Source organism: Bacillus sp. AFS017336 (assembly GCF_002555445.1).
In the GTDB taxonomy this organism is placed as follows: Bacteria; Bacillota; Bacilli; order Bacillales; family Bacillaceae_G; genus Gottfriedia.
The window spans coordinates 1-22204 of the sequence record NZ_NUCO01000020.1; the positions used below are offsets into that span (position 1 = coordinate 1).

The window sequence follows — 22204 nt, forward strand, 5'->3', positions numbered from 1 at the left end:
TTTCCTTTTTTGCTTACTCATGAACACCTTATGAGTAACCTATATTCATCATTTTCCTTTTTTGCGTACTCATGAACACCTTATTAGTAACCTATTTTCATCATTTTCCCTTTTTGCTTACTCATGAACCGCTTATGAGTAACATATTTTCAACATTTTGCTTTCTTGTTTACTCATGAACACTAATTTTCATCTTCACGTTTTTTTCCTAACTCATGAACTCTTTCATAAGTTAGGTGTGATGATATTTCTTACTTTTTTTATTGATATGCTATATTTCAATACATCAAAAGTAACAAGGCTTTTAAGGTAGCCTTGTTACTTTATTTAAAATTATTTACTTGCTTGCATAACCTTCTCAATTCGGCGATCCGGCAATAACCACATAATCGCAACTATTACATAAATGAATAGTGCGAACGAAGGCCATATTAAAGACGTGCAAACGCCAGTTAGATAACAAACTACTGATACTTTTCCTTTCCAATCATTACCTACAGCTAGTTTTAGCTTTGAATGCTTTCCCTCTATTTTGATAATGATCCCTTGTAATATAAAATATGCTATTGCAGCCAGTAAAAGGACTACACCATAAAGCATTGTAGGATAAGGCTTATAATGGTTTTCGCCCATCCAACCTGAAGCAAACGGTATGAGGGATAACCAGAAAAGTAAATGCAGATTTGCCCACATTATTGGTCCTGTTACCTTTTGCAAAGTATGGATCATATGATGATGGTTGTTCCAGTATATACCGACATAAATGAAGCTTAATAAATAACTAAGAAAAGTTGGGAACATTTTTAATAAGTCTTGTATGTCGGGACTATGTGGAATCTTAATTTCTAGGACCATAATTGTTATAATGATTGCGAGTACGCCATCACTAAAAGCTTCCAACCGGTTTTTATTCATTATTTACACCCATACTTTTTGCCTTTTTTACTCCCTCAAACCCAAGTAGTATTTTCCATTCCTCATGCTCAATTGTAGCTTTTACTCTCTTTTTGGACATCAAATAACCTCATTCCTTATTCACGTTAATATTTCTTTATTAATTAAATTCTGTATATTTTAATGAAATACCTTTTCAAAAATCTTGAAATGGAATAAGAAATGGATAAAATTGGCGGATATTAATATAACTAGGTCAGGTTTATTGCATTCTGTTCTATGACTGAGTCATATAGACAAATAAAAAAGCTATTCCCATTTTCAGAGAATAGCTTTTAAAATTCTTATGCTTCCATAATTAAATCATAAACTAATGTAGGTTCTTCAACTTTTTCAGATGAAATTTTAATATTTTCTAGTAAGTCTTTTTCAACTTCACTAATATCTTCTGTGTTTGAATAAACAGTTACTAATGAATCACCTTTTTTAACTGCATCTCCAACTTTTTTGTTTAACATTAATCCAACTGCTAAATCGATGACAGATTCTTTCGTTGCACGTCCTGCACCTAGTTTCATCGCAGCCGTTCCAACTGCATCAGCAACGATTTGTGAAACATAACCATCTTGCTGTGCTACTACTTCTTGAACATATTTAGCTTGAGGTAATTTTGATGGGTCATCTACAACAGAGCCATCTCCACCTTGTGCTACTAAAAATGCTTTAAATACTTCTAATGCTTTTCCATTTTTCATGTTTTCTAGAAGTTTAGCTCTTGCTTCCTCTAATGTTTCAGCTTTTTTAGCCAATACTACCATTTGACTACCTAAAATTAAGCATAATTCTTCTAAATCTTTTGGACCTTCACCTTTTAATGTGTCGATTGCTTCTTTTACTTCTAATGCATTACCAATCGCAAGTCCTAATGGTTGGCTCATATCTGAAATAACTGCTACTGTTTGTCTTCCAACGTTGTTTCCGATTTTTACCATTGCTTTAGCTAAATCACGTGCATCTTCAATATCTTTCATGAATGCACCTGCACCTGTTTTAACATCTAAAACGATTGCATCTGCACCAGCAGCGATTTTTTTACTCATAATTGAGCTAGAAATTAATGGGATCGAGTTTACTGTTGCTGTTACATCACGTAAAGCATATAATTTTTTATCTGCAGGTGTTAAGTCACCAGTTTGTCCGATAACAGCTAATTTAATATCATTTACTTGTTTAGTAAATTCTTCTTCTGTTAATTCAACATGGAAACCTTCAACAGCTTCTAATTTATCGATTGTTCCACCAGTGTGACCTAATCCACGTCCGCTCATTTTAGCAACTGGAATATCTAATGAAGCTACTAATGGGCCTAACACTAGTGTAGTTGTATCGCCTACTCCACCAGTTGAATGCTTATCAACTTTGATTCCTTCAATATTTGAAAGATCAATTGTATCGCCAGAATGAACCATAGCCATTGTTAAATCACTATATTCTTTTTCAGTCATTCCTTTTAAAAACACAGCCATTGCAAATGCACTCATTTGATAATCAGGTACACTACCGTCAGTAAACCCATTGATTACAAAATTGACTTCTTCTGTTGTTAAAGTTTTTCCATCACGTTTTTTTTCAATTAAATCTACCATTCTCATTTTTGAAACGCCTCTTTCTTTTGTTTATTACTTCTAATTAAAAGTGACTTCTACATATGTAATGCAGAAGTCCTTTTTTATGTTGTACATTCATTCATCAATAAAAAGCTTTATATTAACCGATTTTGCGGATAATTTCTTTTACTAATGATAAAAACGATGCTCTTACTCTTTGTGTTGTTTCGATTACTTCCTCGTGGTTTAGAGGTTGATCTAAAATACCTGCTGCCATGTTCGAAATACATGAAATACCAAGTACTCTTATATCAGCATGACGCGCAACGATAACCTCAGATACAGTTGACATACCAACAGCATCAGCACCTAATGTTCTAAACATGCGAATTTCAGCTGGTGTTTCATAAGAAGGGCCTGTTAATGCAGCGTAAACTCCTTCTTGCATCTTAACATTTACTTCTTGTGCGGCATTTTTTGCAAGCTCTCTTAATTCACGGTCATACGGATAAGACATGTCTACGAAACGAACACCTAATTCTGGGTTATTTGGGCCAATTAATGGGCTTGTGCCAGTAAAGTTAATATGGTCTGTAATTAACATTAAATCACCAGGCTCAAATGAAGTGTTAACTCCACCCGCTGCATTCGTTACGATTAATTTTTCTACACCTAGTTCTTTCATGATGCGTACTGGGAATGTAACTTTTTCCATGCTGTACCCTTCATAGAAGTGAACCCTTCCTTGCATTGCTACTACTTCAATACCATGAATTGTACCGAATACTAATTGTCCTTCATGTCCTTCTACAGTCGATGTAGGATATTCTGGAATCGTATGATACGGTATTTTTTCTTGGTTTTCAATTTCATCTACAAGTATTCCTAAGCCTGACCCTAAAATCAATCCAATTTTAGGCTGTCTGTCAACTTTACTTTTTATAAAACTAGCGGCTTTATCGATATTCTCTTTATTCATTTGTAACTCCACCTTATCTCAATTTTTCTAAAAAACTTGATCCATGTGATGGCATTTTAAGATTAAAGTTTTCAGCTATAGTTGCCCCTACATCTGCAAAAGTTTTTGGAATGTCTATTTCCTTACCTTCTGAAAACTGTTTACTATAAACTAGTAACGGTACATATTCTCTTGTATGATCTGTACCTGTATATGTTGGATCATTTCCGTGATCGGCAGTAATCATCAATAAATCATCATCTTTTAATAATTCAAACACTTCAGGAAGTCTTGCATCATACTCTTCTAACGCTTTACCGTAACCTAGTGGATCTCTTCTATGACCAAAAACGGCATCGAAATCAACTAAATTCAAGAAGCTTAAACCAGTAAAGTCCATTTTTAATGTATCAACTAATTTATCCATTCCATCCATATTTGAAACTGTACGTAATGCTTTAGTGATGCCTTCACCATCAAAAATATCTGCTATTTTACCGATTGAGATTACGTCAAAATTCGCATCCTTTAATTCATTCATAACTGTACGTCCGAATGGTTTTAATGCATAGTCATGACGATTCGGTGTACGTTTAAAGTTTCCAGGTTCACCGACAAACGGTCTTGCGATAATTCGACCAATCATATACGGATTGTCTAATGTTAATTTACGTGCAATTTCACAATAACGGTATAAATCCTCTAAAGGTACTACTTCTTCATGGGCTGCAATTTGTAAAACTGAATCAGCAGATGTGTAAACGATTAAATCGCCTGTTTTCATATGCTCTTCTCCAAGTTCTACTAAAATCTCTGTTCCAGAAGCTGGTTTATTTCCAATTATTTTACGGCCAAAATGACCTTCTAATTCACTTATTAATTCTTTAGGAAATCCATCTGCAAAAACTCTAAATGGCTTATCAATATGTAGACCCATCATTTCCCAGTGTCCAGTCATAGTGTCTTTCCCTACTGATGATTCTTCCATCTTTGTATAATAAGCAAGTGGGTGATCCGCTTTTGGAACCCCTTTCAATTCTCTGATATTACTTAAACCTAGTTTTGCCATATTCGGCATATGTAATCCATTCATTTCTTCAGCAATATGACCTAGTGTATCTGAACCAACATCATTAAATTTTTCTGCATCTGGTGCCTCACCAATCCCAACAGAATCCATAACAACGAGGAACACTCTATTAAATTTTCTATTCATTTGTTTTCCTCCTAACTCATCAAAACAAACTGAAACTAAAATCATCCGTCAGATGTCTGACAACTAAAGTATACTTATTGTCCTAATTCTTTTCAAGAAATATATTTTCCAATTTGTGTCTATTGATACTATATTTCCCCAGAATTATAGTAAATTGTCATAAAAAATTCATAAAAAAATTTCTTTTTTATCCAGTTGCTAATAAAGATGATATGTAAAATTTAACTCTTACATACCTAATCAAAAATAAAAAAGCCCAAGCTTTAAAAGCTGGGCCTTTTTATGTATTAAGCTGTTTGATTTTGTGAATTTGCAACTTGATGCTTTTGTGCTTTTCTTCTAGCAACAATTGTACCAGCTCCAATTACGATTACAGTCATGACAATTTTAAATGCATAAACAATTGTTTGATTTTCAAAAACATCGTGAATCATCTTTTCATGAGTAATCATACCTGCTGCCGTCCAAGCTAAAATACCTGAACCAATTGTTGTAATAATTGGAAATTTGTTCATAATTTTCATTAATAATGAGCTTCCACCAACAATAATTGGGATTGAAATTAAAATACCAATTACGATTGCAACTAAGCTACCATGTGATACACCTGCTAAAGCTAATACATTATCAAGACTCATTAATGCATCAGCAATGATGATCGTTCTAACTGCTCCCCATAATGTTGCACCACTTTTAACATCGCCATGTTCAGAGTCATCGACTAATAATTTAAAAGCAATCCATAATAACATTAACCCACCGGCTGCATAAATAAACGGAATTTTTAATAGATACACGATTACTGCTGCAAATACGACACGAAGAGCAATTGCACCCATAGTACCAAATAAAACTGCCTTTTTCTTTTGTTCTGCTGGTAAGTTTTTCGCTGCTAATGCGATTAAAATTGCATTATCACCACTTAATAACAGGTCGATAAAAATTACATTCAATAGTACTCCAATACTTAATCCGCCTAATAAATCCATGACTCTTCCCCCTTATAAAACTACTATTTTATTAAACAACCTGTACCCATGACTACAAAATAAAAAGACCTTTGCCAATAGTAATAATTCTACGGCAAAGGTCTTGCTGAGCATACAAATGTATGCCAACAAAGCCGATGAGAATTTCTTCTCATGTAATGACGACTTTGTTTCAGGATCTCTCCTGACGCTACTCCCCTTTGGAGTATTCGATTGTTTATTAATAATATAATACTATTCTAACTAGTCCAATATGTCAATAGATTTTAATTCATTTTTAATCATTATTTGTCTTAGTTTTTATAGTTTTATTATATTTATTTACATGATTATTATCAATGTAAATAATTTACTTTTATTGCTTCGTTAAAATCTTAGGTCCATTACTTGTGATCGCTAATGTGTGCTCATATTGCGCTGAGTTCTTTCCATCTCTTGTTCTTGCTGTCCAAGCATTGCCATCCATTGTTGAATGCCAAGTACCTAGATTAATCATCGGCTCGATTGTAATAACCATTCCTTCACGAAGTCGTAAGCCTTTACCTGCCATACCAAAATGTGGGACATAAGGTTCTTCGTGTAAAGTTGGTCCAATGCCATGCCCTGTGAAATCACGCACAACAGAATATCCTAAAGATTCAGCATAAGATTGGATTGCAAAGCCGATATCGCCTAAACGATTACCAACTTGCGCTTGTTCAATTCCTTTATATAAGCATTCTTCCGTTACTTTTAACAAATCCTTGTTTTCTTTAGAAATATTTCCTACACCATATGTCCAAGCTGAGTCAGCTAGTGCTCCATTTAAATTTACAACCATATCGATTGTAACAATATCTCCATCTTTTAAAGCTTTTTTGCGAGGAAATCCATGGCAAATTTCATCATTTATTGAGGCACATGTTGCATATTCATATCCTCTATATCCTTTTTGCTCAGGTTTTGCTCCATTTTCTGCTAAAAATTTCTCTACAAATTGATCGATTTCCCAAGTTGTAATGCCTGGTCTAATCATTTTTGCAATTTCCTTATGTGTAGCAGCTAGTACTTTCCCAGCTTCATTCATTAAGTTAATTTCACGTTCAGTCTTAATCGTAATCATTTTATTCATCCTCTCAAATCGCCTAGTTCAGTTTATATTTGATTAATTTAATATATTATGCTTTTAGCAATATAACAATCATTTCCCAAGAAAAAAGAGCTTAAATTAAGCTCTTGGGTTCTAGAATATCTAAAAATTTGGTTTTCAGACAGATTGCGAGCGCTTGGCGGACAGTCTGAAAGCTTAAATTTAAGCTCTTGGATGAAACTCTTTATAAACATCCTTAAGTCTATTCTTCGTAACATGTGTATAGATCTGTGTCGTAGAAATATCTGCATGTCCTAGCATTTCTTGAACCGATCTTAAATCTGCCCCATTTTCTAATAAATGGGTTGCAAATGAATGACGTAAAGTATGTGGAGTTAATTCGTGCTGAATATTTGCTTTTTCAGCTTGTTTTTTTAAGTTTTTCCAAAATCCTTGCCTAGACATCCTATTTCCATGATGATTTAGAAATAATGCATCATTATTTTTTTTACCGGACAATTCTTTTCTAGCCATTTTTAAATAATTTTCGATTGATTCAATTGCAAGTTTACCTAAAGGAATAATTCTTTCTTTACTTCCTTTACCTAAACATCTTACAAACCCCATCGTTAAATTAGCATCAGAAAGATTTAAAGATAATAGTTCTGATACACGCATACCAGTCGCATACAATAATTCTAACATTGCCTTATCTCTTATTCCAAATGTAGAGCTATCAGGTACGTCTAATAAGGCCTCAACTTCCTGGAGTGATAAAACTTTTGGAAGTACTTTTGGTGCTTTTGGAATTTCGATTAATAGTGAAGGATCATCTTTCATCCCATCAACTTCACGAATTAAAAATTGATGAAATGAGCGAATTGTGGCCAATTGACGAGCCATTGTCCTTGCTGTTAAATCTCTTTCCTTTAAATATTTTAAATAACTAATAATATGTAACCTAGTTATGTTTGAAAGACCATTTATATTTTCAACAACGTCTAAATATTTTCCATAGCTCTCTAAGTCCTTACCATATGATAGAATTGTATTTTTAGATAAACCTTTTTCAACCTGAATAAAATGGATAAAGTCCTCAGCTGCAAAATCAAATTCTTTTTTAAAAGGTGTTTTATCAGTCGTTGTCACATTACATTACTCCCCGTTTTGATAAAACCGTACCAATTGGTTAAAAGCACCATCCTTTTGATGAGTGTCCACCTTTAACATTGAGCCTTCTGGTCGGTCATATCGATGCATATTTTCATATTCAGAATGAATCCATTGAATAGCAAAATAAAATAATATTGTACAAGTAATGAATAAAATTGCAACTTTTATTACATTAAAAACGATACTAGCTCTTTTTTTCATATGACCACCACCTTTTTGCTAGAAGTAAAGACATCATTACTACATACTATGCAAAAATTGGACAAATCATACTTCATTTAATCGTAAAAATCACCATTAATCATTACAAGCGTCTTTTTTAGAACATGAAAAAGAGCAGACTCTTTTCTCGAAACTGCTCCACTTTTTAGGAATTAAAATAAAATGATTTTAATTAAATTAAAATCATTTTATTATTCTTCGTTTTGATCATGGCATCGATGACACACACCATGAAATGATAACCGATGATCTTTAATTTTAAAATTCCAACGTTCTTCAACTGTCTTTTCAACTTCACTTAATAGATTTTCATGAATTTCATCTACTGCTCCACAAACTGTGCAAATTAAATGATGGTGAAAATGTTGAGCACCTTCATGTCGTAAGTCATATCTAGAAACGCCATCACCAAAATTTATTTTATCAACAATTGTTAACTCAGTTAGTAATTCTAACGTACGATAAACAGTAGCAAGTCCAATTTCCGGCGATTTTTCTTTCACTAGGAGGTAAACATCTTCTGCACTTAGGTGATCTTCTTCGTTCTCTAATAAAACACGAACCGTAGATTCCCGTTGTGGTGTTAATTTATATCCTGCTAAATGTAGTTGTTTCTTTATTCGTTCAACTCGTTCTTCCATTTTTTTCACTCCCTCGCCACTTGATAATAATTATAACAAAGAAAGAGAAAGTGTCAAAAATTATTTGTTAATTTTTTGAGACAATTATTTCTGAGATCGCTTTTAAAAAAAATGTTGAACCATATGCTTCAATAATACTTGCAATACTTAAGCAAACTGCAACCAATCCAAAAACAATAGAATACGAGACTAATTGTTTCATAATTGGCTCATTATCATTTTTAATAAATTGCTTTCGAATCATTCGAATGGAAAGCTGCACAGCTAAAACTGTCAGTAGTATATATAATGGTAATACGATTACATTTTGTGGGAAAACAGAAGAAAATGCTAATAAAATACCGTGCCAACCTAATTGATTTACTAAAAAACCAACTGTAAATCCAACTACCAATCCTTTCATAAATAATAAAATGAGAATGATTGGTAACCCAATTATTGAAATTCCTAAAATCCAAATTAATGCCAAAAATTTCAAGTGTGAAGAATAACTAGATACAAACACTTCATTTCCACTAATATAGTCTCCATTATTAACTTGTCCAAAAAAATGTGTGATAAAAGAAAGAACATCTTGCTTTTGACTCACATTCATACTGTTTACAATGACTGCTCCAAATACGACACCAAAAAGTAAAATCACACTAACAAAAATATAGAGTGACGTATAATCTTTAACATGTTTTTTCATCGTTGATTGGACTGAGCTTCTTGTCATGATATCATCTCCTGCACTATATTCTCTTTTCATTCTATGAGTGGACAAGTAATTTATTCGTTTTATTTATAAAAGTCTAAATGTTTTACACATCAATCTTTCTCTTTTTAAATATATCAATTCGATGCCTTTATAGTTTTGGGGATTGCTACCTCTATCAAAAGAATTCTCAATTGTCCTATTTCAAATAACAGAAAAAAGCTGTTAAAGTCTCATTTGACTTAAACAGCTTTTTTAATACAACAAATCAATTTGTTTTTTAATAATATGACTGATTGATTTTGCATTTTCTTCATTATTTCCATAAATAGATGAGTGGGTATAACCTTCAAGTGTTTGATGGCTTCCTTGATTCGTTGTTTCACAATATTCTTTATGATATTTTTCAACTTTATTTAGTAATTCCTTTTTTTTCTTCGCGTTAAATTGTAAACCACTTTGATTTGAAGCGGTTAATACTAATAAAGGAGTATTTATTTTTATTTTTAATGCTTCCTTTATTCGGCTGTTACTATAATTTAAGTTTTTCCATTCACTAACAACCGTCTTCCAATGTTTAAAGCTTTTTATAGAGCTAATTATTTCAGACTGATTTTCTGGGGTCGTGTTCATTATTTTATGTATGAACTTATTTGGAATGGCCTTAGTAAGGTTAATTTGATTCGCTTTCTTCATCATTAACGCAAACTGATACAGTAATTTATCATATATTTTCTGCTCATGTTCCTCAAGTGTCGGATGGGTTGGATCAAGTAAAATCATTGATTGGATTGCATTTGGAAAGAGACGAGACAATTGAAACATAATATATGCACCTAACGAATGTCCTATAGCAATCAATGGACTATTAATATTTAATGCTAGTAACAAATCATAACATTCAAATGCCTGTTGTTCTGTAGACCGTTCTGTCGTCCAAATACCGCTTTTTCCATACCCTAATCGATCGTATGTTATCACTTTGGCATACTTACTCAACTCATCTTGTAAAAATCTCCACTGATGAAGTGTATGCATCATTCCGCATTCTAAAAGTACTGTAACTTTACCATCGCCTTTTATTCGAACGTGATATGTACCAAGCTCGCCAGTAACAAACAATATAACCAGCTCCAATTAGTAGGTTTGTACAATATGTCATTTTTATATTCTGTACATATATATAGATAGATTATACTCAATGAATGTGGACGGATTCAATTTTGAAGGTTTGAATTTCCACTTTTATTAACTTCATTTAAGCCTAAATCATAATTTGTTTAAAAATTTAATTTTATATTGGACAACCATAAAACATATACGCAACAATCAACTATCTTACATTACTGTATTTGTTATTTATTTATCCTTAAAACTAACTAATGAAATAAAAAAGAGCTTAGAAAAACTTTAAGAGTTTCTCTAAGCTCTTTACCGTTAAAACTATTTAAATCGTTTCTTCTTTCGCTTCATAAGCTTCTTTTACTTCTTGATAAAATTGAGCTTGTGTCGCATAAAAATATGGTGCAACGTAAAACGAAGCGAGCCCAATAGTGATTATAATTAAAATTAACCAACCGATGAATGAAAGTCCTAATAAAAAGAATTTCCATTTATACCCGTGCATCATTTTTCTACTTAACGTAATTGCATCTAATGGCTTCATGTCTGGATAATCTTTTAAGATATATCCAACTTGTGAATAAGCTAAAGCCTTAATAATTCCAGGGATTATTAGTAATATAGACCATAGGCATGTAAATACAACTACTAAAAATCCAACTAAAATCGCTCGAATAAATTGATGCCCACTTTTAAAAAAGTAAAATAAGTCCGATATACTTTTCTCTTCATCACGAATGATTTTTAAAAAGTAAACAATTAAACCATAGCCTAGTAAAGTATTAACGAACCCCGAAATGATCTCAATGATTGTTTGCGCTCCAGCAGGAATTAGTTTTTGTTCATCAGCACTTGGAAAAATTGTCCCAGTATAATGCTGATTAACTGGTCCAGTAAGTACCGTATGAAGTAATCCTTCTATAATTACAAAAACAACGAGAAATAATATAGCCTTTCCCCAATTACCAGCTAGTCTACTCTTAGCTGTTCTTTTAATTGCTGAAATTCTCATCTGCTCATTCCTCTCATAAAATGTCACTTTATTTTATGATGATATTGCAAACATATGAGAACAATTTCGAATTTACCTTTAATCCTTTTGTAACAATTGTAAATATTGAACCGCAAAACATGTTTTCGCGTCATGTATAGAACCTTTTTTTAACTCTTCAAGACATTCTTCTAATGATAGTTCAAAAATTTCGACAAATTCATCTTCGTCTAAAGCTGCACTATTTTCTAATTTCTTTAATCCTTTTGCTACATATATATGTATGTACTCGTCTGCAAAACCAGGAGATGTGTAAAAAGATTGTATATGCTCCCACTCATCTGCAACATAGCTAGTTTCTTCTTCTAACTCTCTTTTAGCAGTAATTAGTGGCTCTTCTCCTTTTTCTAATTTACCGGCTGGTATTTCTAAAAGACTTCTCTCTAAAGCTTTTCGGTACTGTTCCACAAAAACAATTTTGCCTTCATCAGTAATCGGAATAACCGCTACTGCTCCAGGATGCTTCACAATTTCACGTGTACTTGTATTTCCGTTCGGCAATTCAACTTTTTGATGATATAGCGATATAACTTTTCCAGTGAAAATTTTTTCTTCTGACAGTGTTTTTTCTTCAAATTTTTTCATTTTTTTCATCACCTTGTTCTATTTAATATGGTTGTCACATACATTTTATCATTTATTTAATTAAAATACTTTCTGAAACGAGGTAGTATGATGAAAATGTGTATGACAGAAAATTCTGTTGTTTTAGTCGGATCCAAAACAGAAATTTTAAAAACTCTTCAAGTTATGAGCATGCAATATAAAACTGTCCAGGAATGGATCCAAAACGCGAATGGCAAGTCGCTGTTTGTTGTAAAATAACTCTTTTTTCCCTACAATTAAATTTGGAGGGATTATCATGAAAAAACGTAAACTTGGTTCTACATTATTACAAATATCCGAAATTGGATTAGGTTGTATGTCTCTTGGAACGGAAGATAACGAGGCTATTTCAACCATACATGCGGCAATCGACGCTGGAATTAATTATTTTGATACCGCTGATTTATATGATTTTGGCAAAAATGAAGAAATCGTAGGAAAAGGTATAAAGGGCAGACGAGATCAAGTAATTCTTGCAACAAAAGTCGGTAACCGATGGAATAACTCAAATGACAAATGGCATTGGGATCCATCTGGTGCTTATATTAAGGAAGCTGTAAAGGCTAGTTTGCGTAGACTAAATACAGACTATATTGATTATTACCAGCTGCATGGTGGTACAATAGATGATCAATATGAAGAAACGGTTTACACTTTCGAGGAACTAGTAAAAGAAGGATTAATTCGCTATTACGGCATCTCTTCAATTCGTCCAAATGTTATCAATCGATTTGTAAATCACTCTTCAATCCAAGGTGTTATGATGCAATATAATGTATTAGAGCGTAGACCTGAAGAATTTTTCCCACTTTTCGAAAAAAACAATATTTCTGTCATTGCACGTGGTTCCGTAGCAAAAGGTCTTTTAACAAATAATTGGGAAAAGAAATTGTCTACAAAAGGTTACTTATCGTATTCGGAGCATGAATGTAAAGAAACAATCTTCAAACTGACCCAACTGCTTGAGGAAGAACAATCACTACATAGCTTAGCTTTGCATTATTTACTACATCACAATGTCGTTTCATCTTTAGCTATTGGAGCTAGAAATAAAGAACAATTGTTAGATAATATAAATGCCTACTATGCAAAACCTTTAAGTACTAAACAAATTACACAAATTCAAGAAATTTCTCATTTTACAAAATATGAGGAGCATCGTTAAGCCACTCCTTCCTACTATGGAAGGAGTCTTAATTCTTCCATTTTTCAGCTTTTTTATCGATTTCTTCTATAAACTCTTTTCGCCCTTTTTTATATTCTTTTTTGTTTTCAGGAAATTTTTTAGCAAGTTCAGTTTTTAATTTTATATACTCCATTGCTTGATCAGTATGAGCAATCATATATTCTCTAAATGCGATATTTCGCTCAATCGCATTATTTCCTTCAGCAAAAACGTGAATATGAAAACTGCAATTATCTTCACATTTAATAAAAAATCTTCTATTTTGATTTGAATGATCACCCATTTGTTCATAACCTAATGTTTTTAGTACATCACCATATTCATCAAACTGATTTAAGCTTTTCACAACAATCATTAAATCAATAATTGGGTCGGCAAACATATTAGGAATTGAGGTGCTTCCTATGTGATAAATTGCTACTTTCTCAGGTAATAATATTTCAATTGCCTTTTTTTCAGTTTGAAAATCATCTTCCCACGAAGTACGATAAGGTACTATTTCAATTTGCTTTTTCATCATTAACACCTACATTTTATTTTTGTATGCATTTTAACTTTTATTTTATTATTCCCGACTTAATCCATGTAAAACAACATGAAAAAAACCTTAAAAATCATAATTTGGTACTAAATTAAATTTTCGTTAAAATACTCACATTTTCTACTTTAATTGGTTTTTTTTTATTATAATTATTTTAGTTACTAAGATATTTAGTTACGTTAACTTTTTTATAAGTACTTCTTGTATTTTAAGGAGAGAATGAAATGTCAGAGAATCAAATCATCAGAAGTGAATTTATTCCGTCACTAATAATGGAGTTTAGAAAATTTAGCACCTCAATCGTTCTTTTTAACGAAGGGCTTGCCTCTAAACTCCATTTAAATGCGACTGATTTAAGATGTAGAGAACTACTTTACCATACTGGTCCGATAACAGCTGGAAAGTTATCTCAATTAACCCATCTTACTACCGGTGCAATAACGGGCGTAATCGACCGACTTGAGAAAGTCAACTTAGTTGAACGAATTCAAGATCCCAATGACCGTAGACGCGTAATTATTCACCCTGTGTATGATCGGGATGATGAGCTAGCAGATCTTTTTAAACCATTATCTAACTCTCTTTCTAATATTTTTAACCAGTATGATGACAAAGAGTTAACATTATTATTTAAATTTTGGAATGATATTAATGAGTTACTTCCAAAAGAGACACAAAAATTAAATAGCAATAAGGGGGAAACTTAATGGTTTCAAAAGAAAGTAAGGTTGGCTTTGTCGTAGCTGGTTTATTATTAGGAATGTTGATGGCCGCTATGGATAATACAATTGTTTCAGCTTCTATGCCAACAATTGTCGGAGAACTAGGTGGGTTAGATCAATTTATTTGGGTAACTTCAGCATATTTAGTTGCTACTATGGCAAGTATGCCAATCTTTGGTAAGTTATCAGATATGTATGGACGTAAACGCTTTTATTTATTAGGACTTATCATTTTCTTAATTGGTTCTGCATTATGTGGAACAGCAAATAGCATTGTTCAATTAAGTATTTATCGTGCAATTCAAGGGATTGGTGGAGGCTCACTAATGCCGATTGCCTTTACTATCATTTTCGATATTTTCCCTCCTGAAAAACGAGGAAAAATGACTGGTTTATTCGGTGCAGTTTTTGGTCTTTCTAGTGTATTTGGACCATTATTAGGTGCTTATATTACTGATCAAATTGATTGGCGTTGGATTTTCTACATCAACTTACCATTAGGTATTATTTCTTTATATTTAATTTCTCAGTTTTATAAAGAAAATCTTCATCTTAGAAAACTTAAAATCGACTGGTTGGGTGCAATTACGCTTGTCGGTTCAGTTGTAAGCTTAATGTTTGCACTTGAACTTGGTGGGAATGAATATGATTGGAATTCTGGTCCAATTATTACCTTATTTGCAGTCTTTGCAGTTCTGTTTATCGCATTTATTATTATTGAAAGAAAAGTTGAGGAGCCAATTATTTCATTTAGTTTATTTAAAAAACAACTATTTGCGGCAACTCAAGGTGTAGCATTTTTCTACGGTTCAGCTTTTATTATTACAACTGTATTAATTCCACTATTTGTTCAATCAGTTTACGGTGGTTCAGCTACAAACTCTGGTATCATTCTAATTCCGATGATGCTTGGTTCAGTTGTTGGTAGTCAAGTAGCAGGTCAATCAGTACGTAAGTTTAGTTATAGAAGCATCATGTTAGTTTCTGTTGTCTTATTCTTCATTGGAATGTATTTATTAAGTACATTAGGTACAGATACTGCTCGTTCAACTGTAACATTTTACATGATTATTGCTGGTCTTGGAATGGGTTGTTCTTTCTCATTATTAAGTATGGCAACTCAGCACAAAATCGAACCTCAAAAACGAGGAATTGCTACATCAACAAATACCTTCTTTAGAACATTAGGTATGACAATCGGTGTAACAATCTTTGGTACGATTCAAAACCACGTATTTAAAAATAAATTAAGTGATTTACTAGGTAATTTAGGTGCATTTGGCAAAGTTGATTCACGTGCTTTATTATCAGCTGATGCAAGAGCTAAAATTCCACCTGAAGTACTTCATAAAATCTCAGAAGCAATGGCACATTCAGTTGCAACTACTTTTAAATGGACCTTAATTCCGATCACATTAGGATTTATCGCTATTATCCTAATGGGTAAAGAAAAATTAACATTTGAAGTTAAAGAAAATCGTGCGAAAAAAGCTCAATAAAAATAAAGCCAAATCCTAATTAAATGGATTTGGCTTTTCTTTTCTTTGAAATAGCTTTCTAAAAATTAATTTTTTTTACATATTTCAACATTTTTTTACTTATTTTTATTATTTTAATAATCTGAACTTTATATTTGTCATCTATTCTTATAGAGTAATTAATTCTATGAGGAGATGATTAAAAATGAATGGAAAAAAGTTAATTTTAGCAGCAATGACATCAGTAATGGTGTATTCAGGAGTTACCCAAGTTTCAGCACAATCAACATCTGAGAGCCAGAATTCGTTAAAGGCATTTGGTCCAAAAGAATTTGACCTTCAAGCACACCGTGGAGGAATTGGTCTTACAGTTGAGTCTACATTAGCTTCATTCTCTCATGCACTCGAACTCGGCGTAAGCACCCTTGAACTTGACGTACAAATAACTGAGGACCATCAAGCTGTCATTACTCACGACCGTAAGATTACAGGTACCAAATGCTCTGACACTAAACCTGCATTCGTTGGTGATTCGGAATATCCATACGTTGGCAAATACATAAAAGACTTAACTCTAGCACAAGTAAGGACGCTTGATTGTGGTTCAAAGGGTTTACCCCAATTCCCTGGTCAACAACTAAGTCCAGGTGATCGTATGCCACTTTTAACCGAGATATTTGATCTTGTAAAGCAATACAAAGCTAAAAAAGTGTGGATGAATATTGAAACAAAAGTAGAAGCTGGTGCACCTGAACAGACAGCCCCTCGCGAAGAATTTGTTCAAATAGTTGCCAAACAAGTTCGTGAAGCTGGGATGCTCGATCAAGTGTCAATTCAAAGTTTTGACTGGGGTGCGCTTAAGCTTATGCATGAAGTTGAACCTCGTTTGCCTCTTGTTGCACTAACTAACGGACCAGAGTTTTTACAACCTGGCAAACCTGGTAAATCCCCTTGGTTAGGTGGAATTGATATTGATGACTTTGATGGAAATCTCGTTACTGCGGCTCATTCGTTAGGTGTAGATGCAATTTCTCCAGTACATGGTTTCCCACAGGACGGAAAAATTACTGATGCGAATTACACGCCTTATATTACTAAAAATATGGTTCAAGAAGCTCACCAGTATGGTATGAAGGTTATTCCATGGACAGTTGACGACCAACCAACTATGCAAAAGCTTATTGATGATGGTGTTGATGGAATAATAACTGATTACCCTGACCGCCTACGTGTTGTAATGCAACAAAATCAGTTTAAATTACCTAAAAGCTACTCTGCTGGTAAGTAGAATATGGATTTCTTAAATTTATTCTATTAATCTCTTAATATACCGTTTGCAAAATGATTCATACAATTATCTAAAATTAAAATATGGCTTTGTTAAATCTAAATGTTGATTTTTGAACAAAAAAGGTTGTCTATTTTAGACAGCCTTTTTTAATTTATATTAAACTAACACATTCCATAGTTGCATAAGAGAACTTATTTCAAGCTACTTGTCCAAAAAAGTATACAGAATCCATAGCAATACTTTGGATGAATTCAAAGTCAACATTGTCATAATTCATCCTGCTTCCGGTATTTTTGTGCCCTACTACAGTTGTTCATCCAGCGCTACTGTCACTATTTCATTTTAACCTCTATAATTCCCAGCTTGTATTGGCTAGGATTACTCAGAAACTGTTGAGATCTTTACAATTTTTAAACTTGATACTTGATTACTAAAGTTACCTAAATCATTTACATCTTCTGTAAGAACCTTTGACGCTCCTTTATAATTTGCATCCGAAAATAAAGTTACTTGATAGCCTGGTGCAATATGAATAGAAGAAATAGTATCATTGCCTATACCTTTTATAAGCTGGTCATAATCATAATTACCAGATCCGAGTAATTCTGATACACCTCCAAAAGCATTTTCATTGTATACTGTCACAGGCATTTCTACACCGTTTACACGAAAAAACATATCGATGAATCCAGCAGTCTCTCGTTCTGCTTGATTCAATTGAGCAAGAGTTGGATTTTTCACCTCGTTCTTCCACATGGAAGAATAATAATTACTGTAAGCTGCTTGCCAGAACCAATTAATGATCGTTTCATTCCAAATTTGAGGTAAAACGGATTTTGCTTGTACCGCGGCTTGATGAATCCATGCTTCAGGATCAGTTGAAGCGATCCATTTATACAGACCTGAATCTGGGACTGTCATTTGATTTTGAATACTTTCGGCATATGTTTCAAACTTCGAATGATAGCCAGGTGCGTTATGATCTAGATTGGAAATATTTGAAGCATGTAAAGGCTGTGTTACATCCGTAAAATAGTGCAAAGATACTCCTAAGTAGTAGAATGCATTGTTAAAATCTCCTTTTTTATAATAATCCGACGCTAGATTAAAATACTTCGCTCCTGATTGACGAGCCGTTGGGTAAGAAGCTCCTGTATAATTTGTTTGTGTGTCTGGGTCATAAAAGTGCGACATAAATGTGCTCGTATCGTAAAAAGGATTTATGTGATCTGTATCGTATAACCCCTGATCAAGGCGATCACGAAACTGATTAAGCAAAGTTGTAGGCTTGTTTATTGCAGGATCTTTATTTTCGGCAATAAGTTTGACACTGCCATTTACGATAAAATGATGAGTACTATGCTCTTGGTTGTGAACATCCTCATCAGACCAGGCAAATGCCTTTTGATAATTGCTGAATAATGATGTGATTGCAAGTGCACTTCCAGCAACTAAAGATACTAGTTTTTTTGATTGGAGTTTTTTCATATTACACCTTCTTTTTGTTTTTTGTTGTCTCACAAGTAACAATGTCTAAGTATAATAAGGTTTTGTTAATTAGATATTTTTGTTATGTGAAAATTTGTTAAATTTTGGGATTTTCTGTATTGCTATTTATTTATATTGAAAATACGCTCATCACATAATATGGAAATTGCAGTTATTCTTTTTAAACTTCAATACCTCCACTGAGTTTACTATGTTTTATTATTCAGATGATATGATGGGCCTTAACTTCAAATGAGGGCGCAGTTGAGGTAATGAAAATAACTTGCTATATAGTTACACAAGAAAGATAAAAGCCCCTTTAAAAAAGGGGCTTTTTCTATTCATCCTTCGCAACTCCACCGACAGACCAATTTTCGTTTTGGAATTCGTTAATTAAGATTCTAACTTGTGGTGGCTGAACGTCTAATGTGCGACAAACTACTTCATTAATTTCTCTCATTAATTGCTTTTTCAACTCTGTACTTCTACCTTCAAGCAATTGAATTTGAATGATTGGCATAAAATATTACCTCGTTACTTGAAGTGTCATTGTATCGATTCCTTCAAAACGAGCTTCTACGATATCGCCATCGCCAACATGGATTGCTTCTGTAATACCACCAGTTAAAATAATCATCCCTGGCTCAATTTGTTCACCATTTTTACTCAGCATCTGTACTAGCTTTACGACAGATTCAACAGGGTGATCTAGTACATCGGAGCTTACACCACTTTGTACTTTTTCGCCATTTTTATATAATTCAACATTAATTTGATCCCACGAAGTATATGTAGGTGAATATTGTTGTCTTCCAATGATAAATTTTGATGAAGATGCATTATCTGCTACTACATCTGTAAGTGTAAATGAGAAATTTTTATAACGACTATCGATTACCTCTAATGCAGGTACGATATATTCAGTTGCTTCCCATACATCTTTAGCTGTTACATCTGATCCAAATAATGGCTTGTTAATCATAAATGCAATTTCTGGCTCAACCCTTGGATGGATTGATCCTTCCATCTTTAATTCATTTTCTTCTAATTCCATCGATTTCGTTAAGCGGCCATAGATTGGCTCATCAACATTAACTGATTTTTGTTTCGCAATACTTGTTAGACCCATTTTCCAACCAATTAATGGATCACCATTTTTAATCGCATAATCAATACTTAATTTTTGAATCTCATAAGCATTATTTACGTTTAACTCTGGATGTTCAATTGTAATTTTATCCATTTCTAACCCGTTTTTTTGGTGCATATATATATTTTTCGCGATTTCAGTAATCATTTGATTAAACTCCTCTCAAAAAACAGACAATTTTTTATTTGCTAGCATACATGCTACTTCTTGAATCATGTCCTCTTGCCCACCAACTACTTTTTGTTTTCCTAATTCGATTAAGATATCTCTTGCATCAACATTCCACTTTTTTGCTGCTCGATTTGCATGTAATAGGAAGCTTGAATACACTCCAGCATATCCTAAAATCAGGCTTCCCTTTGTTATCTCTTGTGGTGTTGTTAAAATTGGTGCCACAATGTCTTCTGCTAAGTCCATCATCTTATAGAAATCAATTCCTGTTTTGATTCCTAAGCGCTCTAATACACCAATTAATACTTCAGTTTGAGTATTTCCTGCACCTGCACCTAAGCAACGTACACTTCCGTCAATTCTAGTTGCTCCTTCTTCGATTGCTACTAATGTATTAGCCATTGCCAAAGATAGATTATTATGAGCATGGAATCCAACTTCAATATCAAGTGACCCTCGTAAAGCAGCAATACGCTCTTTTACTTCGTGTGGAAGAAATGCACCTGCAGAGTCGACCATATACACAACATCTGCACCGTAGCTTTCCATCAACTTAGCTTGCTCTACTAATTTCTCAACTGATGCCATATGAGACATCATTAAAAATCCAACAGTTTCTAAGCCAAGCTCTTTGGACATTGAAATATGTTGTTTTGAAACATCAGCTTCAGTTACATGTGTCGCTATACGAGCCATTTTTGCTCCAATGCCTGCTGCCGTTTTCAATTCTTTTACTGTTCCAATACCAGGTAATAATAAAACAGCAATCTTTGAATGATTACATGTATTTACCGCTGCTTCGATCAATTCAAATTCATTTGTTGTCGATAAACCATATTGTAATGAAGAACCACCTAAACCATCTCCATGTGATACTTCAATATAAGGCATTTTTGCATCATCAAGAGCCTTTGCTATTCTTACTACTTGGTCTACAGTATACGAATGGGCAATTGCATGGCTTCCATCTCTAAGTGCTACTTCAGTTACAATGATCTCTTTTCCAAACATTGCACTCCCTCACTTTCTTTCATACTTTGTTTAAACAGTTTTTACAACTTCATATTGCGCAATCTCTTCTGCTACCCTTACTGCTGATGCAGTCATAATATCCAAGTTTCCTGCATAGCTAGGTAAGTAGTCACCAGACCCTTGAACTTCTAAATAAACTGTTACAGTGGAACCATCTATAATCGGGTCCATTCTTAATCGGTATCCAGGTACATATTCTTGAACCTTTTTAACCATTTGTTTTACTGAATTAATCATGCTTTCATGGTTAAAATCTTCATTTGTTACCTTGCAATAAACTGTATCTCTCATCATAATTGGCGGCTCTGCAGGATTTAAAATAATAATCGCTTTTCCTTTTTTAGCTCCACCAATCTCTTCAAGCCCTTTAGCTGTTGTGACAGTAAACTCATCGATATTTGCACGTGTTCCAGGTCCGGCGCTTTTGCTGCTGATCGTTGCAACGATTTCTGCGTATTCAACCTCTGCAATTTGACTAATTGAATGCACAACTGGGATCGTTGCTTGCCCACCACAAGTTATTAAATTGACATTGTCTTCTACTATATGGGAACCTAAATTTACAGGTGGTACTACAAATGGGCCAATTGCAGCAGGCGTTAAATCGATGACACGTTTCTTTAATTCACCCAATACTTTTGCATGATGAAAATGTGCTTTAGCAGATGTAGCATCAAATAATAAATCAGCCAGTTCTTTCCTTTCAATAAATCCTTGTATACCATTATCAATTACTTCAATTCCCATTTCCTTTGCACGATTTAATCCATCAGATTCTGGATCAATTCCAATCATCACCGTTAACTCAAGGAATGGATTATTTTGTAATTTCATCATTAAATCTGTTCCAATATTACCCGAACCAATGATTCCGACCTTTAACTTATTCATAAATTCACC

24 protein-coding genes are annotated in these 22204 nt (G+C 33.4%); 5 read left to right on the forward strand and 19 right to left on the reverse strand.

The features are described from left to right. Positions 1-333: 333 nt before the first annotated feature. The 13 genes from CN601_RS10030 to CN601_RS10090 form a co-directional block, all read right to left on the reverse strand. Positions 334-915, reverse strand: a complete 582-nt coding sequence (locus tag CN601_RS10030) for a TMEM175 family protein (protein WP_098170954.1) — start codon at positions 913-915, stop codon at positions 334-336. 323 nt (positions 916-1238) lie between these two features. Continuing rightward, positions 1239-2546, reverse strand: a complete 1308-nt coding sequence (locus CN601_RS10035) for a pyrimidine-nucleoside phosphorylase (protein WP_098170955.1) — start codon at positions 2544-2546, stop codon at positions 1239-1241. A gap of 115 nt (positions 2547-2661) precedes the next feature. Then, positions 2662-3480: a purine-nucleoside phosphorylase gene (locus CN601_RS10040; protein WP_098170956.1), complete on the reverse strand. Its 819-nt coding sequence runs from the start codon at positions 3478-3480 to the stop codon at positions 2662-2664. Between the two features lie 13 nt (positions 3481-3493). Beyond that, positions 3494-4675 carry a phosphopentomutase gene (deoB, locus tag CN601_RS10045; protein ID WP_098120967.1) on the reverse strand — a complete coding sequence of 394 codons (1182 nt, stop codon included), beginning with the start codon at positions 4673-4675 and terminating at the stop codon, positions 3494-3496. A gap of 287 nt (positions 4676-4962) precedes the next feature. Continuing rightward, on the reverse strand, positions 4963-5664 hold the full coding sequence (locus CN601_RS10050) for a TerC family protein (RefSeq protein WP_098170957.1): 702 nt from the start codon (positions 5662-5664) through the stop codon (positions 4963-4965). A gap of 355 nt (positions 5665-6019) precedes the next feature. Then, positions 6020-6766 carry a type I methionyl aminopeptidase gene (gene map / locus CN601_RS10055; protein ID WP_098120965.1) on the reverse strand — a complete coding sequence of 249 codons (747 nt, stop codon included), beginning with the start codon at positions 6764-6766 and terminating at the stop codon, positions 6020-6022. Between the two features lie 189 nt (positions 6767-6955). Continuing rightward, the gene (gene xerD / locus CN601_RS10060; protein WP_098170958.1) at positions 6956-7882 is read right to left on the reverse strand and encodes a site-specific tyrosine recombinase XerD; all 927 of its coding nucleotides are present in this window, start codon (positions 7880-7882) and stop codon (positions 6956-6958) included. Between the two features lie 6 nt (positions 7883-7888). Continuing rightward, the gene (locus tag CN601_RS10065) at positions 7889-8107 is read right to left on the reverse strand and encodes a YqzK family protein (protein ID WP_098120963.1); all 219 of its coding nucleotides are present in this window, start codon (positions 8105-8107) and stop codon (positions 7889-7891) included. Positions 8108-8319: 212 nt separating this feature from the next. Continuing rightward, the gene (gene fur / locus CN601_RS10070) at positions 8320-8769 is read right to left on the reverse strand and encodes a ferric iron uptake transcriptional regulator (protein WP_056466931.1); all 450 of its coding nucleotides are present in this window, start codon (positions 8767-8769) and stop codon (positions 8320-8322) included. Between the two features lie 67 nt (positions 8770-8836). Beyond that, positions 8837-9487: a stage II sporulation protein M gene (gene spoIIM, locus CN601_RS10075; protein ID WP_098120961.1), complete on the reverse strand. Its 651-nt coding sequence runs from the start codon at positions 9485-9487 to the stop codon at positions 8837-8839. 234 nt (positions 9488-9721) lie between these two features. Next, positions 9722-10588, reverse strand: a complete 867-nt coding sequence (locus CN601_RS10080; RefSeq protein ID WP_098120960.1) for an alpha/beta fold hydrolase — start codon at positions 10586-10588, stop codon at positions 9722-9724. Between the two features lie 325 nt (positions 10589-10913). Then, a complete protein-coding gene (locus tag CN601_RS10085) occupies positions 10914-11600 on the reverse strand; it encodes a DUF975 family protein (protein WP_098170959.1) in 687 nt (228 codons plus the stop codon). A 78-nt stretch (positions 11601-11678) separates the two neighbouring features. Continuing rightward, positions 11679-12224, reverse strand: a complete 546-nt coding sequence (locus CN601_RS10090) for an NUDIX domain-containing protein (protein WP_098120958.1) — start codon at positions 12222-12224, stop codon at positions 11679-11681. A gap of 87 nt (positions 12225-12311) precedes the next feature. Between CN601_RS10090 and mciZ the strand changes: the two genes are divergently transcribed. Both mciZ and CN601_RS10100 read left to right on the forward strand, forming a co-directional pair. Beyond that, entirely contained in the window at positions 12312-12464 is a 153-nt protein-coding gene (gene mciZ / locus CN601_RS10095; protein WP_098170960.1) for a Z-ring formation inhibitor MciZ, read from the forward strand. Between the two features lie 37 nt (positions 12465-12501). Then, on the forward strand, positions 12502-13410 hold the full coding sequence (locus CN601_RS10100; RefSeq protein WP_098170961.1) for an aldo/keto reductase: 909 nt from the start codon (positions 12502-12504) through the stop codon (positions 13408-13410). Positions 13411-13438: 28 nt separating this feature from the next. Here the strand turns inward: CN601_RS10100 and CN601_RS10105 are convergent, their stop codons facing one another. Continuing rightward, a complete protein-coding gene (locus CN601_RS10105) occupies positions 13439-13948 on the reverse strand; it encodes a GrpB family protein (RefSeq protein ID WP_179865510.1) in 510 nt (169 codons plus the stop codon). 248 nt (positions 13949-14196) lie between these two features. Between CN601_RS10105 and CN601_RS10110 the strand changes: the two genes are divergently transcribed. From CN601_RS10110 to CN601_RS10120, 3 genes are all read left to right on the forward strand, one after another. Beyond that, positions 14197-14679: a MarR family winged helix-turn-helix transcriptional regulator gene (locus CN601_RS10110; RefSeq protein ID WP_098170963.1), complete on the forward strand. Its 483-nt coding sequence runs from the start codon at positions 14197-14199 to the stop codon at positions 14677-14679. Further along, a complete protein-coding gene (locus CN601_RS10115; protein ID WP_098120953.1) occupies positions 14679-16193 on the forward strand; it encodes an MDR family MFS transporter in 1515 nt (504 codons plus the stop codon). Before CN601_RS10110 ends, CN601_RS10115 begins: the two co-directional genes overlap by 1 nt. Positions 16194-16377: 184 nt before the next feature. After that, positions 16378-17460 carry a glycerophosphodiester phosphodiesterase gene (locus tag CN601_RS10120; protein ID WP_098170964.1) on the forward strand — a complete coding sequence of 361 codons (1083 nt, stop codon included), beginning with the start codon at positions 16378-16380 and terminating at the stop codon, positions 17458-17460. Between the two features lie 381 nt (positions 17461-17841). Here CN601_RS10120 and CN601_RS10125 read toward each other — a convergent pair whose 3' ends face one another. The 5 genes from CN601_RS10125 to CN601_RS10145 all read right to left on the reverse strand — a co-directional run bounded on the left by CN601_RS10125 (position 17842) and on the right by CN601_RS10145 (position 22195). Beyond that, the gene (locus CN601_RS10125; RefSeq protein ID WP_098170965.1) at positions 17842-18951 is read right to left on the reverse strand and encodes a phospholipase C; all 1110 of its coding nucleotides are present in this window, start codon (positions 18949-18951) and stop codon (positions 17842-17844) included. 337 nt (positions 18952-19288) lie between these two features. Further along, positions 19289-19471: a tautomerase family protein gene (locus CN601_RS10130; protein WP_098120950.1), complete on the reverse strand. Its 183-nt coding sequence runs from the start codon at positions 19469-19471 to the stop codon at positions 19289-19291. A gap of 6 nt (positions 19472-19477) precedes the next feature. Continuing rightward, complete coding sequence (locus CN601_RS10135) at positions 19478-20248, reverse strand: 2-keto-4-pentenoate hydratase (RefSeq protein WP_098170966.1); 771 nt, start codon at positions 20246-20248, stop codon at positions 19478-19480. Between the two features lie 15 nt (positions 20249-20263). Continuing rightward, positions 20264-21283, reverse strand: a complete 1020-nt coding sequence (dmpG, locus tag CN601_RS10140; RefSeq protein ID WP_098170967.1) for a 4-hydroxy-2-oxovalerate aldolase — start codon at positions 21281-21283, stop codon at positions 20264-20266. Between the two features lie 30 nt (positions 21284-21313). Next, positions 21314-22195 (reverse strand): acetaldehyde dehydrogenase (acetylating), encoded by an 882-nt coding sequence (locus CN601_RS10145; protein ID WP_098120947.1) that lies wholly within the window; start codon positions 22193-22195, stop codon positions 21314-21316. Positions 22196-22204: the final 9 nt, after the last annotated feature.